Below are 15933 nucleotides of genomic sequence, written 5' to 3' on the forward strand. Positions count from 1 at the left end.
CACTAGAGGTGGCGTGCGAAGCAGGCTGCAACCGTCTGGGCTCAACGTTCATATTCAACGTAAGGGCCCAAGTAGAAGCCTTGCGTATCCCAGTTGATTCGATAAATCACTTCTTTCCCTGGCTTGATCTTGGCCGCGACAGTTTTGATCGCGGCACCCGCACATAATCCAGACTCGGCGAGCCCTGCCCCAAGATTCACTTCACCGGCAGGCAAAACGAACGATGCCTTTTGACCGGGACCTATCTTGGCTGCGCGCTGACCATCGATGTAGAACATGGCGTCACATCCCGCACCGACAAACCCGTCATCACGGAGAATGGTCAGGCGTCCCGGATCTTTCGTGCCCTGGCTTTTGAACGCGTACATCTTATCGGCCGGCACTGGCCGAGCTTCAGAAACCGGCATGGGTGAGGTTGCGCACCCGCCCAAGGCCAGCAAGAGCGCCCCTGTTGCGATCATCCGTCGCATCACTTTTCTCTCCTGAAAAAGGGCAGGTGTGAATGCTCTGAGCATAGCGCCAGCTATCAGTGCGCAAGATACAAGGTGGGTCAATATCTCCAGAAAACTGGAGTTACAAGTACCAAAACAGTCAGGATTTCCAGTCTTCCTAGAAGCATTCCAATGGTCAGTAGCCATTTGGCCGCATCAGGTAATGTTGAGAAATTACCGGCCGGCCCAATGATCGTGCCCAGACCTGGCCCGACGTTACACACCGCAGTAGCGGCACCGCTCAACGCTGTTGTCCAATCAAGCCCAATGAGCGCCAGGCCCAAGGCGATGGCCGCAATAGTGATCGTGAAGAAGAACGAGAAGGTCAAAAGCGAGCGCAGGATCTCCTCGTCGATGGGATGACCGTTGTACTTCTTCTGTATCACGGCTCGAGGATGGATCAACTGCTTCAAGCTACTTACCAGGAGAGCGGATGCAACCTGAAAACGGAAGATTTTAAGACCACCTGCCGTTGAGCCTGAACATCCACCGACGAAGGTCAGGTAGAAAAAGAGCAAGACAGCGAAGCTTCCCCACAAGGTGTAGTCGCCAACCGCAATTCCGGTGGTCGTGACGACCGAGGTCACATTCACTGCCACGATACGAAACGCATCCCACCATCCGTAATCGCTGTGAAAATACAGCCAAGTTCCCACGGCCAGCGATGTGACGAACAGGAACCCAATAAATCCGCGTACCTGGTGATCCTTGATCAGCGCGCGTCGATTGCCCCGCAATGTCGCGACGTACAAGGTGAAGGGCAGGCTACCCAGAATCATGATGGCCACCGCTACCCAGTGAATCGCTGGTTGCGTCCAATGCCCAAGTGAGGAGTCCGAAGTCGAAAACCCCCCGGTGGAGATCAACGACATTGCGTGGTTGACCGCTTCAAATGGCGTCATACCAGCGAGCCAGAGCGCCAGGGCTCCGATGCCAGTGAGCCCAAGGTAGAGCAAAAGAATGTACTTGGCTGCCACGTGGGAACGAGGTGTCACTTTCTCCGACCAATCTGAGGACTCTGTCTGGAACAGACGCATGCCGCCTACTCGCAACAGTGGGAGGATTGCCACAGCCATGCCGATAAAGCCGATGCCTCCCAACCAATGCAGCATGGAGCGCCATATCAACAAGCCGGGAGATGAGCTATCCAAACCGGTGAGTACAGTCGAGCCAGTGGTTGTGATACCAGACATCGTTTCAAAGAATGCATCGGTGTAGCTGATATCGCTGATGAACACCATTGGCAACGCTGCGAAGGTGCACACAACTACCCAGCTTCCGGTCGTCAGCAGGTACATATCCCTAGGACGAAGCTGGCCAGTTTCCGGGCGTCCCCGCACGATTAACAGAAGGCCACAGATGAAGGTAATCAAACTCGACCAGAGAAATGCTGACAGATCGTCGCTTCGCTCATAGGCCACCAGTGTGATCATGGGAATAGCCATGCTCACGGCCAGCGTGATCAGAAAAAGTCCTAGGATGAATCCGATAAGCCGAATTGCTGCGAGGGACATAACAATAGCGTTCCAAATTAGCACCGCGCAGTATCGGATGCCGACCCTGATAACCCCGTAAATTTTGCGTAAAGTTTCTGCAAGCAACCCGTCAGGATCCGTGCGTCAAAGGGCCGCTTTGGGCCCAGAGTGTGTAAAAACGGATCGAGCAGCGCCTGACCTATTCATCCTGGAAGAAGCCCCCCTGCACCACGATTGCGAAGCAACCCGAGTAATGGCAGACCGGTCGAACCGGCGTCGGCAAAACCCTCAAATGTCCAGGTGCGCAAACCACGTGGAATCGATTGAGAGCCGACGCGCGAATAGCCCATCATTTACTTATGCTGTCCGAATGTGGGAAATCGAACGGGTCGTGCCCAGCCCTCTAGCGTAGAATTTCCAAACCGCGCCCACCCCCGAGACGGACCCTCAATGCAAACCCCCACAACCAACCACCCCCTCTGGAAAACCTACCTCCTTTTCCTCGCCCCCATGGTCCTCTCCAATTTTCTCCAATCTATGTCGGGCACCATCAACAGCATCTACATCGGCCAAATGCTCGGCACCCAAGCCCTGGCTGCCGTGTCCGGCATGTTCCCCATCGTCTTTTTCTTCATCGCCCTGGTCATCGGCCTCGGCGCAGGTGCAGGCGTGCTCATCGGCCAAGCGTGGGGCGCACGCGAGCCGCACTTGGTGAAAACCATCGCTGGCACCACGCTGCTCTTGGGCGCAATGATCGGTCTGATAGCAGCGGTGCTAGGCAGCGTATTCGCAAGACCAGCGTTGCAGGGTTTGGGGACCCCGGCCGACGTGCTCGACGACGCCGTGTCCTACGCCCACGTGATGATGTGGATCATGCCGTCGCTCCTGGTCTACGTGCTCTTCACTCAACTGCTGCGCGGGGTGAGCGATACGGTGTCGCCGCTGATTGCGTTGGTGGTGTCGACGTGTATCGGGTTGGCGCTGACGCCGGCGTTGATTCGGGGTTGGTTCGGGTTGCCGATGATGGGGATTCAGAGTGCGGCGTATGCCGGGTTGGCGGGTAACTTGTCGGCGATGGGGTGGCTGGCGTGGCGGTTGATTCGCAAGGGGCATCCGTTGGCGCCGGATCGGGAGATGTTTGCGGCGATGCGGCTGGACCTGGTGATTCTCGGAAAGGTGTTGCGCATCGGGTTGCCGACCGGGTTGCAGATGGTGGTGTTATCGGTGTCGGAGCTGGTGATTCTGGCGCTGGTGAATCAGCACGGTTCGCAGGCGACGGCGGCGTATGGCGCGGTGACGCAGATCGTCAATTATGTGCAATTCCCGGCGCTGTCGATTGCGATTACGGCGTCGATTCTCGGTGCTCAGGCGATTGGGGCAGGGCGGCTTGAGCGTATGGGGCCGATTCTGCGCACGGGGCTGTTGATCAACGTGTGCCTGACCGGTGGGTTGGTGGTGTTGGGTTATCTGTTGTCGCACTGGTTGCTGGGGTTGTTCCTCACGGAGGATTCCACCCGGGCGAAGGCGGAGCATCTGTTGCACATCATGCTGTGGAGTCTGTTGGTGTTCGGCTTCCAGGCGATTGTCGGCGGCATCATGCGCGCCAGCGGCTCGGTGCTGGTGCCGATGGCAATTTCGATTTTTTGTGTGGTCGGGGTGCAGTTGCCGGTGGCGTATGTGCTGGACGGGCACTTCGGGTTGCAGGGGGTGTGGATGGCGTTTCCGGTGGCGTATCTGGGAATGCTGGTGTTGCAGACGGCGTATTACAAAATGGTCTGGCAGCATCAGAAGATTGAGCGGTTGGTGTAGGTAGCGACCACAGCGATCTGTCCCTGAACGATGCCCGGACCTGCGGCGCAGGTTCCGCCGGTAATCAGGGCTTCACTTTCCTCTGCGAGTGGAATGGTAAAAGTATGACTGTTTCAGTGGGGGCAGGTCCTAAATGCGAGCAGCGCGCTATTGCACTTTTCGTAAGTAACCTAACAACTAATGGATCCAATAAACACTATTGGAAACCCCTGTAATTCACCAGCCCAGTTGTCATGGGGCTGACGGGGAAGTTGATACGTTAGTACCGGCGTGTGGGACGTTCACAATAACCGCCGTTTGTCGGTGGGATGATCAAAAAATGAACATTCCGGGACCTCGGGCCTCTGATCCTGCAGCACGTCACCCAAGACCTGCTCCAGCAGCCGCAGAAAAGAAGTGGAAAATTAACCTCATGTGCATTGAATGCTAATGGGGATTTTTTACCCGAAATTCAGGAGGCAATAAATAAGCCGGTCATTGATTTGCCAGGCGAATCAATGGGCTAAGCAGTGCCAAGTCTATGAGTTGGCATATCTTATAAAAGTAAGATCGCGCAGGGTTTCGAAGAGTTGAATGCCCTGTTAAATATCGATCTGTACTATCGAATAAGGTGGAGAAAGTACCGTGGCGATAAATACAATTATGAGCCTGCTCGAAAATAAAGAGTGCATGGAATTTTTGCGATTGGGCGTTATTTACGTTCATTTAGTGTCGTGTTGTGTGGCCATTGGTTTGGTGTTGACCAGTGATATTGCGATGGTTAGAGACTTGTTAAAACGAAAAACATTCACTGAGCATGACAATGCTCACATGGAAAGTCTTCAGAAGTCTGTCATCACTGCATTGATAGCGTTGTGGGTGACGGGTGCCGCTATCATCGGGATTGACTACCTGGAAAAAGGTATGAATTACTTTATGAATCCAAAGCTTCACGCCAAAGTGATTATTGTCGTGTTGCTGAGTTACAACGGCCTCTTGTTGCATCGCCTGGTATTGCCCTCGCTGCAAAAGGCAGGCTCGTTGCTCAATCTTGGCTTCAGCGCACGGATGCTGGCGCTGTTCTGCGGCTCGCTGTCGGCCGTGTCCTGGATGTATGCGGCCATGCTGGGGGTCGGGCGCCCGTTGGCCTGGAAATACTCTCTTTCCGAACTGTTGATGGCGTATCCGGTATTGATTGCACTGGGTTTCCTGACGATGCTGGTTTTGACTCAGCGTTTGAAACCACAGGGCTCCGTCGTTGTTTCTCCACGGACAGTAGCGAGCGCATGTTAGGCCTTGTCTAGTCCTGAAATAGGTTTACACCTGTTTCACCCTAACGCCCGATGCACCGCATCGGGCGTTTTGTATTTTAAGGACAGGCGCGTGCGTCATGCCTGAGCTTGATGTCAGCCACCGTCAGACCGACAATCCTGAGTGACCGTGTGATGCGAACCGACAGGCGTGATCGCCTGAGGAGGTTTTCAAATGAGTCCCTCATCGCCCACCCTCCTGCAGGACCGGGCCGCAGCCGGTCGACGTCTGGTGGAGCCGTTACTCAAATACGCGCATCTACCCGATGTCATCATCCTCGCCTTGCCCCGAGGCGGTGTGCCGGTGGCCTATGAAGTGGCCGCTGCGCTGGATGTTCGTCTGGACCTGATGCTGGTGCGCAAGCTCGGGGTTCCGTCCCATCAGGAATTCGCGATGGGCGCCATCGCCAGCGGCGGCATACAAATCCTCAATGAACATGCGCTGCGGGTTCACCCAATTGACCCGGCCACGTTCGATGACGTGGTCGCACGGGAAACTCGGGAGCTGTTACGCCGCGAGCAGCTTTACCGGGGAACGCGCGCGCCTGTGCAACTCAAGGATCAGGTGGTGATCCTGATCGACGATGGCCTGGCGACAGGCGCCTCGATGATGGCGGCGATCCACGCGGTGCGTGTGCACGCACCGTCTCGCATCGTCGTCGCCGTGCCGGTGGCGCCGATTGAGACGGCGGAGGCGCTGCGCAGCGAGGTGGATGAGCTGATATGCCCGCTCATTCCCGACTGGCTGATGTCGATCAGCCGTTGGTACATGGACTTTACCCAGACCTCGGATGCCGAGGTCATCAAGCTGTTGCAGCGGGCGTGGCAGCGAGAGTCCGGCGCCGTTCAGCAGCGTTCCGGTCATGAGTGCTGATGCTTGTCTCTGTCCCAGGACAGAGACAGGATCGTCCCACCACTGGCGACTCAAGAGGGATGCGTGGTCTCCAGCCAATCTTCAAACCGGGTCGCTCCGACAATGGGGTTATCGCCTGGCGTGAGGGACTTGTCATTGATCGGGGCGCCGAAGTAAGGAACCGTGTCGTCCGGAACAGCCTCGCGCGGGTCCTTGGTGTGTTTCAGGTACTCACTCACGAACTCGACAATGGGGCGGCGATCCGGCCCGGCCACTTCCACGGTCTGATTGATCGGCGCTTTTTGAGCGATAGCCGTCAGTGCGGCCGCGACATCCACCGAGGCCACCGGTTGCAACGCGGCGGACGTTAAATGGATGGTGTTGCCGTCCTCGCGACCCGAGTAAGCAATGGCACCAACGAACTCGAAGAACTGCGTGGCCCGCAGAATGGTGTAGGGAACGCCCGATGCCTTGATGAGTTTTTCCTGGGCCATTTTGGCCCGGAAATAACCACTGTCGAGCATCCGTTCGGTGCCGACGACGGACAGGGCAACATGGTGTTTGGTGCCGGCTACCTTCTCGGCAGCGAACAGGTTATGCCCGGCTGTCTCAAAGAAATGCAACGCCGCGTGATCCTCGAATGAGGGTGAGTTCGCCACGTCGACCACCACGTCAGCGCCCTTGAGTGCGTCGGCCAGGCCTTCGCCGGTGATGACGTTGATGCCGGAACTCGGTGACGCTGATATGACTTCATGCCCCAGATCCTGGAGGGTCTTGCAGACTTTACTGCCGATCAGCCCGCTTCCTCCGATGATGACGAGTTTCATGGCCGGTCTCCCGATGCGGTGAGTTGGGACAGTAATTAAACACCCTGGCAGCGGCCGTATCGGACGGTCCTTCGCGCTGCCCGACAGGTGGTCGGAAGTCTGAGCGGCAGGTGGAATTAACGGCGTTTGTTTGCTTTAGTCCACCTATCGCTGGCATACCTGTACGGCGCCTCAGCTCATGACGGGAGCCCGACCGGAGAATCCCATGAAACACCGATTCCCGACCTGCGCCGTGCTGGTGGCCGCCCTCGCATTCGGCGTTTTGCCTTGCGTCCAAGCGACCGAATACACGCAGGTCAATGAAACCGCCAGCACGATCTCCTTCACGTTTAAACAGTTCTCTTCGCGGGTGTACGGTACGTTCCGCAAGTTCGAGGCCACGCTTGATTTCGACACGGCGAACCCGTCGGCAGGCCGGGCCGCGCTCACCATCCAGCTCGACAGCATCGACGCCGGAAGCAGCGACGCCAACAGCGAACTGCAAAAACCAGCCTGGTTCAACACGGCAACGTATCCGGTGGCGACGTTTGAATCGACCGGCGTGAAAGTACTGGGCGACAACCGCTACTCGATCACCGGCCAACTCACGCTCAGGGGGATCACGCGTGAAGTGGAGGTACCGGTCTTCCTGAAGGCCGAGAACGCCATCGGGATTTTCGATGGCCAGTTAACGCTCAAGCGCAGCGACTTCAAAGTCGGTGAAGGTGAATGGGCCGACGGTGTCGTCTCCGACAAAATCAATATCCGGTTTCGGATGGTGGTGCCGGAACAGTAACTCGGCCAGGCGCGCATGGCGTCGGTTATGATAGGCACGCCCGCGAACACACTCTTCACGTCCGCCCCAGAGTCAGAGCCACGAATGCCCCAGATCACCCATTTCAAAACCCCGTGCCCCGAACACATCAATAGCCAGATCCTGCAAATGGTGGTCGATTACCTGACCGACATCAGCATGGTCGCTATCGCGCCGAGCAACCTGTTGTACAACGTGTACCAGTACGCGATCGGCTACGAGGTTCACCTCTATCTGGAAGCATTGAACGGGGCGAAAGGGATTGCGGTGGAGTTGCTCGTCGCGACCGACGAAGACGACCCGGAGAAGGTCATCGGCTTCTTGCTGTACCTGCCGGTCAAGGACGATCCCGATGCATGCGGTGTTGCGTATATGGCGGTGAGTGTCAGCCATCGACGCCAAGGTATTGCCCGGCGGATGCTGCAGGAAATGGTCGGCCGCTACCCGCATGCCGAGCTGACGTGCGCGGTGGTCAAGGTTCCGTATTTTGAGGCAATGGGGTTTCAGGTAGTGGGCGTGCGCGCAACTCAAGTGCTGATGAACACCCGCGATCACGGCAGTGATGGCTTGATGGCCGTGCTGGACGTGGCATCGATCTACAGCTCGCTGGAGGTGCGACAGATTCATACGTACCTGCTGCAAAAACACGGCAAGCGGGCCATGCTCGATGCGGAAAAACAGCGTGACCGGCATCTGGACCAGATGACGCGCAAAGCGAATGAGTTTGTCCGGGAGCGACTGGGTGAACTCGGTTAACTGTGGGAGCGAGCTTGCTCGCGATAGCGGTTGATCAGTCGATATTGATGTTGAATGATCAACCGCCATCGCGAGCAAGCTCGCTCCCACATTGGACTTCTGTTGGTTGTTGGACCGAATCCGATCAGACGCGCAAAGCCCGGCCAAATGCCGGGCTTTTTTGTGTCTGGAATTCGTGCAGATAAAAAAGAGCCTCAAAGCTCTTTGATGGGGAGGAAGTAGAGCCCTCGAGGCTCAAGATGCGCATGAAACAAGTGGTGAGCTTGGTAGGGGTTCATTTCACTCACCACTTACGCAACGGCTTGAGCAAACAAGCGGCTGCGTAGAATCATCGTAGAAAGTTGGGGGTTAGCGCTCAAGTACCGCTAGTCGAATCCATCATTGCGGCGTCAGTTTTCGCGATGTTTCCAGCGTCGCCACGGGCACTTCTTTCGACCATGGCGATGATGGTTTCATACAGTTCGTCCTGTGCCTGCACGGCGCTGATTTCTCCATTCGCCGCGGCGTGTGACAAGGCTTCCGCCGCACCGAGCATCGCCCGCAATCCCGCTGCCTTGATCTCACCCGCGCCAGCAAAGGGGGCGAGGGCGGCTCGGCATTTGTTCAGGAAAATCGCTTCGTATTCACGCTTGATCTTCTCCAGTTCCGGGGAGCTGGCCAGTGCCGCGATGACGCCGGGGATTTCGTTGCCCTGAAGCAGTACGCAGTCGACGTATGACGAGGCGATCACCCTGGCGGTGCCGGGCAAAGTCGGTTCGCCGTTGTGAAGCGCAGCATCCATCAGCGCAGTCTGTCTGGCGTCGAAGTCCTGGTAGAGCGCCGCCAGCAACCCGGATCGCGTGGTGAAGTGATCGTAAACCACCGGTTTGGTGATCCCGGCTTGCTCGGCAAGTCGCCCCAATGTCAGCGCGTCCGTGCCTTCTTCCCGAACGAGTTGCCAGGCGACGTCCAGCAACTGACGTTGGCGGTCCTCCCGGGACATTCGTCGTCGCGGTTGCGGCGTGGAATCTTGCGCGTCTGTTTCGGTGGTTGACATGGCTATGTACCAAAAGTAACTTACTGATCGTAACTTACCAAGAGTATATAAGGTCCGCCTTGTGCTCTCAATCAGGAGTTTCCAGCATGCACGCGCTTATCGTTGTGGCTCATCACGATCCTCGTTCGCTTACCCATAGCCTGGTTGCGCAAGTCGCTCAGGGCATCGCCCTGGACGATCCCGGTCATACCGTTGAAATCGCCGACCTCTCAGCCGAAGGGTTCGATCCGAGGTTCAACGTCGCTGATCTGGCGGTGCATCACCGGGAAGCGCCGCCCCCTGCTGATGTGATTGCCGAGCAAGCGCGGGTAGACCGCGCCGATGCGCTGGTGCTGGTTTATCCGGTCTACTGGTGGTCGATGCCGGCGCTGCTCAAGGGCTGGATTGATCGGGTGTTCGCCAACGGCTGGGCGTTCGATTTCACTGCCGATGCCAAGCTGGAGAAGAAGCTTGGTCATCTGCGGGTTCACCTGATCGGTGTGGGCGGTGCCGACGCTGCCACCTACGCCCGGCACGGTTATGCCGAGGCCATGAAGACGCAGATTGACCATGGGATTTTTGATTATTGCGGTGCTCAGGTGGTGACGTCCGAGCTGCTGCTCGAATCGGAAATTCAGGACCCAGCGGTGCACCTGGACGCCGCGAAAAGCCTCGGTCGCGAGCTCTTTGCGGCATCCAGACACCTCCATCCTGTTAGCCCTGTTCACCCGGCCAGCCCGCCCGACGCAAGGCGTTGAGCAGCGTTCCGGCATCCAGTCCCGGCACCGCATGGCCATTGCCTTCGGCGGTGTCGGAGGCCAGCAAGGCATTGATGATCGCTTCTTCTACGGCTTCGGTGGCGGCCAGGAACAACTCGCTGATGTGGTCGTTGTTGACCATGCTCAGGTTGTCGGTGGTCGGTGCACGCTTACTCTCGTAAGCGGCCGGCGGCACGTGCTGATTACCGGTGGCGAAAGCGATGAAGATGTCACCGCTGTGGTCTTCATTGCCGCCGCCGGTGCGGGCCAGGCCGAGGCTGGCGCGCTGCGCGAGGCGCGTGCACTGGTGCGGGAGCAACGGTGCATCGGTGGCCAGGCAGACGACAATCGAGCCCATGCCCGGATGCGGCAAGGACGCCTTGAGGAACGGCGAGTCCGCCTTTTCCATGTAGCGCCCGACCGGGTAACCGTCGACGCGCAGTTCGTTGCGGATGCCATGGTTGGCCTGGACGATGGCGCCGACGGTCCAGCCGCCCTGAGCACGGTTCAACTGCCGCGAAGCGGTGCCGATCCCGCCCTTGAATTCGTGGCAGATCATGCCGCTGCCGCCGCCGACGGCGCCTTCGATCACCGGACCACCCACCGCCGTGCACAGGGCTTCTGCCACATGTTCAGGCTTCACGTGGAAACCGTTGATGTCGTTGAGCAGACCGTCGAAGGTCTCCAGCACTACCGGCATGTTCCAGTAGAGTCGCCCGTCATCGGGCTGGCTCTCGCGATCCAGCGTCACCAGCGCATCGCGCACCACGCCCAGGCTGTGGGTGTTGGTGAAGGCGATCGGGCTGGTCAGCAGACCGGCCTCGCGAATCCACTCAAGACCCGTGGCATCACCGTTGCCGTTGAGCACATGGACGCCGGCAAAGCACGGTTGCAGGCTGGTGGAACCGGCACGCGGCTCGATCACGGTGACGCCGGTCAGGATGTCGCGGCCGTTGGCGGTGCGTCCTCGCACATTGCTGTGGCCGACCCGTACGCCGGGCACATCGGTGATGGCGTTGAGCGGGCCGGGTTGCAGTTGGCCGAACTGGATGTTCAGGTCGCGGGCACGTGGTTTCATCGTTTCTCTCATCTTCAATTCGTGGCAGAAAAAAGGGGGACTAACCATATCCAATCAAGGCGCGAACCCTGTGGGAGCGAGCTTGCTCGCGATAGCGGTGGATCAGTCTCCTTCAGTGTTGAATGTGATGGCCTCATCGCGAGCAAGCTCGCTCCCACATGGATTGCACCCGGCTGACGGTCATTTGGGTTCACTGACCGTTTTTCACTTTGCTCCAGATCCGCGTCCGCACACGCTCGGTGGCGGGCGGCAGAGGCTGAAGGGTGAATAACGTGGCCATGGCTTCGGCCGACGGATACACGGCCGGGTTGTTGCGGGTCGCTTCGGCCACCAGTGGCGTCGCGCTGCGGTTGCCGTTGGGGTAGGACAGGTGATCACTGACCGGCGCGATGACGTCGGGGCGCATCAGGTAGTCGATGAACGCCAAACCCTGTTCCGGATGCGGTGCGTCCTTGAGCAACACCAGTGTGTCGAACCACACCGGCGCGCCTTCTTTCGGCAGGCTGTAGGCGATCTTCACGCCATTGTTCGCCTGCTCGGCATTAGTCTTGGCTTCCAGCATCGCGCCGGACCAACCTACCGCCACGCAAATGTTGCCGTTGGCCAGGTCGCTGATGAACTTGGACGAGTTGAAGTAAGCAATGTGCGGACGCAGCTTGAGCAGCAGTGCCTCGGCCTTTTTGTAGTCCTCGGGGTTGGTGCTGTTGGGCGGCAGGCCGAGGTAGTGCAGGGCGACTGGCAGCATCTCGGCCGGCGAGTCAAGCATGGCCACGCCGCACTGGCCGAGTTTGGCCAGGTTTTCTTCGTTGAACACCAGGTCCCAGGAATCCACCGGCGCCTTATCGCCCAGCGCGGCGCGGACCTTGTCGATGTTGTAGCCGATGCCATTGGTGCCCCACAGATACGGCACGGCGTACTGATTGCCCGGATCATTGTTGGCCAGTTTCGCCAACAGATCAGCGTCCATGTTTTTGAAGTCGGGCATCTGAGCGCGGGGCAGAGGTGCAAGGGCACCGGCCTTGATCAGGGTCGGCAAGCTGAAGTTGCTGGCCACCACGACGTCGTATCCGCTGCGGCTGGTGAGCAATTTGCCCTCCAATACTTCGGCGCTGTCGAAGGTGTCGTAGACCGGCGAGATCCCGGTGTCACGCTTGAAATCCTGCAGGGTCGTGGGGCCTATGTAGTCATACCAGTTGTAGACGTGAACCGTCGGGCCGTCGGCGGCAACCGCCGATAGCGAGACCGACAAACAGGCGCCCAGTCCAAGATTGATATACGAGCGGTGACGACTCATGATGCGGCACTCCTGGCCTGCTGCAGGCCGGTGATGATCAGGTGCTTGCAGCGTATCGGCAGGGAGTGGACTCACCCATTCCCATCATGGGTTACTCGAAAGGGGTAGGGCGTGGACGCGTTGTTGAAAGAGTTACCGGTGCACCAAGGGCTGGCGCGGGTATTTGGTGCCGTGGGGCAGGACGGGTTCTGGCGTGCGCTGGTGGACACGCTGCGGCTGCTGGTGCCGCTGGACAACGCGTTGGTCGCGGTGATGCGGGCCGGGCGGGTGCCGCGTCTGCTGATCGATTTCGACTCAAAGGGCGGTGCTGCCGAGCAAGAAGAGCTGGCGGATTACAGCGCTGGCATGTACCTGCTCGATCCGTTTTATCAGGCCGCCTGTGCCGGCATTGCCGACGGCTTGCATAGCCTCGAATCGGTGGCTCCCGACCAGTTCCAGCAGAGCGAGTACTACCTGAGCTACTTCCGCACCGTGGTGGGCGGTGACGAGTTGCAGTTCATGGTCAACATCGATGGCGCCGTGCTCGGTTTGTCATTGGGACGTTCGACGCGATTCACGCTTGAGGAACAGGGCCGCCTGCTTTGCGTGCGCGATTGGGTGCTGGCGGCGATGCGCCGTCACCTGCAATTGATGCCGCCGGAAGGACCGGCAACCGAGGCGGTGGCCGGGGATCTGGCGACCCTGCTGGATCGTTTCGACGCGCGTCTGTCGGGGCGGGAAGTCGAAACGGCGCGACTGATTCTTCAGGGCTTCTCAAGCAAGGCCATCGCCCAGCAGATGGGTATTTCCCCGGAAACGGTGAAAGTGCACCGGCGCAATCTCTATCACAAGCTCAATGTAAATGGGCATGGTGAGTTGTTTGCACTGGTGCTCAATCCCCCAGCCTGAACACCAACGCCTTCAACCCGCATTCAACATCGGCATCGGGAAACTCCGGCGGATTGTCCAGCCGTTGCTCGAAACGCAGGCTCGGTGCCTCGCGGGTGACGCCGTCGATGAGGAAGTCCGTACCGAACGCCGGATCGTTCATGCACGCCAGAACCGTGCCCTGGGGGCTGAGCAATTCGGGCAGTCGGCGCAGCACGCGCTGGTAGTCCTTGGTCAGCAGAAAACTGCCTTTCTGAAAGGACGGTGGGTCGATGATCACCAGGTCGTAAGGGCCCTTGCCGATCACCTTGCCCCAGGACTTGAACAGGTCGTGACCGAGGAAAGTCACCTTGCTCAGGTCGTGGCCGTTGAGCCGGTGATTGTCGCGGCCACGGCTCAGGGCCGGGCTGGACATGTCCAGATTGACCACGTGCGTCGCCCCCCCTTCGATGGCCGCCACCGAGAATCCGCAGGTGTAGGCAAACAGATTCAGCACGCGCTTGCCCTGGGCATTGGCCCGCACCCAGTCACGGCCGTAACGCATGTCGAGGAATAGGCCAGTGTTCTGTTTGCGGCCCAGGTCCACCCGGTAATGCAGGCCGCCCTCGGTGATCGTCATCTCGTCGATAGCGTCCCCCAACAGCCACTCGGTGGTGCTTTGCAGCAGGTAGCGATGTTGCAGCAGCAGGGTGTGCGCGCCGGATTGCGTCCACGCAGGCGATTGCGTGAGGTCCATCAGCGTCTGTTTCAAGGCTTCCAGCTGCGACGCTTCGGGTTCCTTGAACAGCGACACCAGCACCACGCCCTGCAACCAGTCGACCGTCACTTGCTCCAGCCCCGGCCAGCACCGGCCCCGGCCGTGGAACAGCCGGCGGGTTTCTGCGGGGGCAGTTGCCAGGGCCGTCAGTAAATGGTCGTGGAGGGTGGAGAGAGCGTCAGCGTTCATCGGGCAGGGCCAGCAATTTGTTGGGGCGGCATTTTAACCACAATTGAGCCAAGGGCGGACCACGCAAAAAACTGTGGGAGCGAGCTTGCTCGCGATGGGGGCATTACATTCAACATCAATATTGACTGATCTACCGCCATCGCGAGCAAGCTCGCTCCCACAGGTTATTGGGGGGTAGTTATCACGTTTAATTTAACTTTACGTGAGGATTTGGCGATCTGTCGGCTCGCATAATCGGCTCCAACGATCAACCGCCGGGAGCCCATCATGTCGCAGTTACCTGCTTCACCCACGGTCAGCAGCCATCCCCGCTGGCTACGGCTGACCCATTGGCTGAACGCCCTGGCGGTGCTGGTCATGGTCACCAGCGGTTGGCGAATCTATAACGCTTCCCCGCTGTACGACTTCAGTTTTCCCAAAACGATCACCTTGGGTGGCTGGCTCGCTGGCGCGTTGCAATGGCATTTCGCGGCGATGTGGCTTCTGGCCGTCAACGGTCTTGTCTACCTGACCATCAACCTCGTCAGTGGTCGTCTGAAACGGCGCTTTTTCCCGGTGTCACCTAAAGGTGTCCTGCATGACGTGTGGGCGGCGTTGAGAGGGCGATTGGAGCATGCCGATCCGAGTCATTACAACCAGGTGCAACGGGTGGCGTACCTGTTCGTGATGGTCGACATCACGCTGCTGGTGATTTCCGGGCTGGTGTTGTGGAAGTCCGTCCAGTTTCCGCTGTTGCGTGAACTGCTGGGCGGTTACGAAGGCGCGCGGCACGTGCACTTTATCGCGATGTCGCTGTTGGTGGCCTTTGTCGCGGTTCATCTGGTGATGGTCGCACTAGCTCCCAAAACGTTGTGGGCCATGATTGTCGGTCGCAAGGAGGTCGTATGAAAAAGCGCATTCAAGGCTCAGGGCTGGACGAGTCGTCCATCCTGACGGATGCCAGGAAAATCATTGCCCCACAAATCGAGGACCGCTCACGCCGCTCGTTCCTGTTGCGCGGCCTGACCCTCGGCGGCGTGGCCATGTTGTCCGGTTGCAACCTCACCGACAACGAAAGCGTCGAAACCGCGTTGTCCTCCATGTCCCGGTTCAACGATCGGGTGCAGGGCTGGTTGTTCAACCCCAATACCCTGGCGCCGACCTATCCCGAGTCAATGATCACCCGGCCGTTTCCGTTCAATGCCTTCTACGGCATCGACGAGGCGCCGACGGTGGAGGAAGAGAGTTATCGACTGGAAGTGACCGGCATGGTCGCCGACAAGCGCAGCTGGCGCCTGGAAGAACTGCGCGCCATGGCCCAGACCGAACAGATTACCCGACACATCTGCGTCGAAGGCTGGAGCGCGATCGGGCGCTGGGGCGGCGTGCGGTTCAGCGACTTCCTGAAGCGGGTCGGTGCCGACACGGATGCCAAATATGTCGGCTTCAAATGCGCGGACGACTACTACACCAGCATCGACATGGCCACCGCACTGCACTCGCAGACCTTGCTGGCGCTGACCTATGACGGCGCGGTGCTGCCGCGCGAATACGGCTTCCCGATGAAGCTGCGCATGCCCACCAAGCTGGGCTACAAGAATCCCAAACACATTCAGGCGATGTTCGTCACCAACACCTACCCGGGTGGCTACTGGGAAGACCAGGGCTACAACTGGTTCGGTGGCAGCTGACGGCGCCTGGCC

The 15933-nt window shown here is 58.8% G+C and carries 16 protein-coding genes; 9 read left to right on the forward strand and 7 right to left on the reverse strand.

Annotated features, from left to right (window positions below):
• Positions 1-41 precede the first annotated feature (41 nt).
• On the reverse strand, positions 42-470 hold the full coding sequence (locus tag ACA056_RS11060) for a hypothetical protein (RefSeq protein ID WP_497272663.1): 429 nt from the start codon (positions 468-470) through the stop codon (positions 42-44).
• An 80-nt stretch (positions 471-550) separates the two neighbouring features.
• Entirely contained in the window at positions 551-2005 is a 1455-nt protein-coding gene (locus tag ACA056_RS11065; RefSeq protein WP_497272665.1) for a TrkH family potassium uptake protein, read from the reverse strand.
• Positions 2006-2416: 411 nt separating this feature from the next.
• On the opposite strand from ACA056_RS11065, the gene ACA056_RS11070 reads away from it, so the two are divergent.
• The 3 genes from ACA056_RS11070 to ACA056_RS11080 all read left to right on the forward strand — a co-directional run bounded on the left by ACA056_RS11070 (position 2417) and on the right by ACA056_RS11080 (position 5938).
• On the forward strand, positions 2417-3775 hold the full coding sequence (locus tag ACA056_RS11070) for an MATE family efflux transporter (RefSeq protein WP_497272667.1): 1359 nt from the start codon (positions 2417-2419) through the stop codon (positions 3773-3775).
• A 624-nt stretch (positions 3776-4399) separates the two neighbouring features.
• Complete coding sequence (locus ACA056_RS11075; RefSeq protein WP_497272669.1) at positions 4400-5047, forward strand: hypothetical protein; 648 nt, start codon at positions 4400-4402, stop codon at positions 5045-5047.
• Between the two features lie 192 nt (positions 5048-5239).
• The gene (locus tag ACA056_RS11080) at positions 5240-5938 is read left to right on the forward strand and encodes a phosphoribosyltransferase (protein WP_497272671.1); all 699 of its coding nucleotides are present in this window, start codon (positions 5240-5242) and stop codon (positions 5936-5938) included.
• A 50-nt stretch (positions 5939-5988) separates the two neighbouring features.
• On the opposite strand, the gene ACA056_RS11085 is transcribed toward ACA056_RS11080, so the two are convergent.
• Entirely contained in the window at positions 5989-6744 is a 756-nt protein-coding gene (locus ACA056_RS11085; RefSeq protein WP_497272673.1) for an SDR family oxidoreductase, read from the reverse strand.
• A 205-nt stretch (positions 6745-6949) separates the two neighbouring features.
• Here ACA056_RS11085 and ACA056_RS11090 point away from each other — a divergent pair, with 205 nt between their 5' ends.
• A complete protein-coding gene (locus ACA056_RS11090; RefSeq protein WP_497272675.1) occupies positions 6950-7519 on the forward strand; it encodes a YceI family protein in 570 nt (189 codons plus the stop codon).
• Between the two features lie 84 nt (positions 7520-7603).
• A complete protein-coding gene (locus tag ACA056_RS11095; RefSeq protein WP_497272677.1) occupies positions 7604-8293 on the forward strand; it encodes a GNAT family N-acetyltransferase in 690 nt (229 codons plus the stop codon).
• A gap of 355 nt (positions 8294-8648) precedes the next feature.
• Here the strand turns inward: ACA056_RS11095 and ACA056_RS11100 are convergent, their stop codons facing one another.
• A complete protein-coding gene (locus tag ACA056_RS11100) occupies positions 8649-9329 on the reverse strand; it encodes a TetR/AcrR family transcriptional regulator (protein ID WP_497272679.1) in 681 nt (226 codons plus the stop codon).
• A gap of 86 nt (positions 9330-9415) precedes the next feature.
• Here ACA056_RS11100 and ACA056_RS11105 point away from each other — a divergent pair, with 86 nt between their 5' ends.
• Positions 9416-10066 carry an NAD(P)H-dependent oxidoreductase gene (locus tag ACA056_RS11105; protein WP_497272681.1) on the forward strand — a complete coding sequence of 217 codons (651 nt, stop codon included), beginning with the start codon at positions 9416-9418 and terminating at the stop codon, positions 10064-10066.
• Here the strand turns inward: ACA056_RS11105 and ACA056_RS11110 are convergent.
• Both ACA056_RS11110 and ACA056_RS11115 read right to left on the reverse strand, forming a co-directional pair.
• A complete protein-coding gene (locus tag ACA056_RS11110; RefSeq protein ID WP_497272683.1) occupies positions 10023-11144 on the reverse strand; it encodes a DmpA family aminopeptidase in 1122 nt (373 codons plus the stop codon). The genes ACA056_RS11105 and ACA056_RS11110 overlap by 44 nt on opposite strands.
• Before the next feature lie 190 nt (positions 11145-11334).
• The gene (locus tag ACA056_RS11115; protein WP_497272685.1) at positions 11335-12438 is read right to left on the reverse strand and encodes an extracellular solute-binding protein; all 1104 of its coding nucleotides are present in this window, start codon (positions 12436-12438) and stop codon (positions 11335-11337) included.
• A gap of 111 nt (positions 12439-12549) precedes the next feature.
• On the opposite strand from ACA056_RS11115, the gene ACA056_RS11120 reads away from it, so the two are divergent.
• Complete coding sequence (locus tag ACA056_RS11120) at positions 12550-13326, forward strand: helix-turn-helix transcriptional regulator (protein WP_497272687.1); 777 nt, start codon at positions 12550-12552, stop codon at positions 13324-13326.
• Here the strand turns inward: ACA056_RS11120 and ACA056_RS11125 are convergent.
• Positions 13310-14251, reverse strand: a complete 942-nt coding sequence (locus ACA056_RS11125; protein ID WP_497272689.1) for a class I SAM-dependent methyltransferase — start codon at positions 14249-14251, stop codon at positions 13310-13312. The two genes, ACA056_RS11120 and ACA056_RS11125, sit on opposite strands and share 17 nt — an antisense overlap.
• A 267-nt stretch (positions 14252-14518) precedes the next feature.
• On the opposite strand from ACA056_RS11125, the gene ACA056_RS11130 reads away from it, so the two are divergent.
• Positions 14519-15139: a cytochrome b/b6 domain-containing protein gene (locus ACA056_RS11130; RefSeq protein WP_497272691.1), complete on the forward strand. Its 621-nt coding sequence runs from the start codon at positions 14519-14521 to the stop codon at positions 15137-15139.
• Positions 15136-15921, forward strand: coding sequence for a molybdopterin-dependent oxidoreductase (locus ACA056_RS11135; RefSeq protein WP_497272693.1), 786 nt, complete (start codon positions 15136-15138; stop codon positions 15919-15921). The genes ACA056_RS11130 and ACA056_RS11135 overlap by 4 nt, the downstream gene beginning before the upstream one ends.
• Positions 15922-15933: the final 12 nt, after the last annotated feature.

The organism is Pseudomonas sp. LBUM1666 (assembly GCF_059695775.1).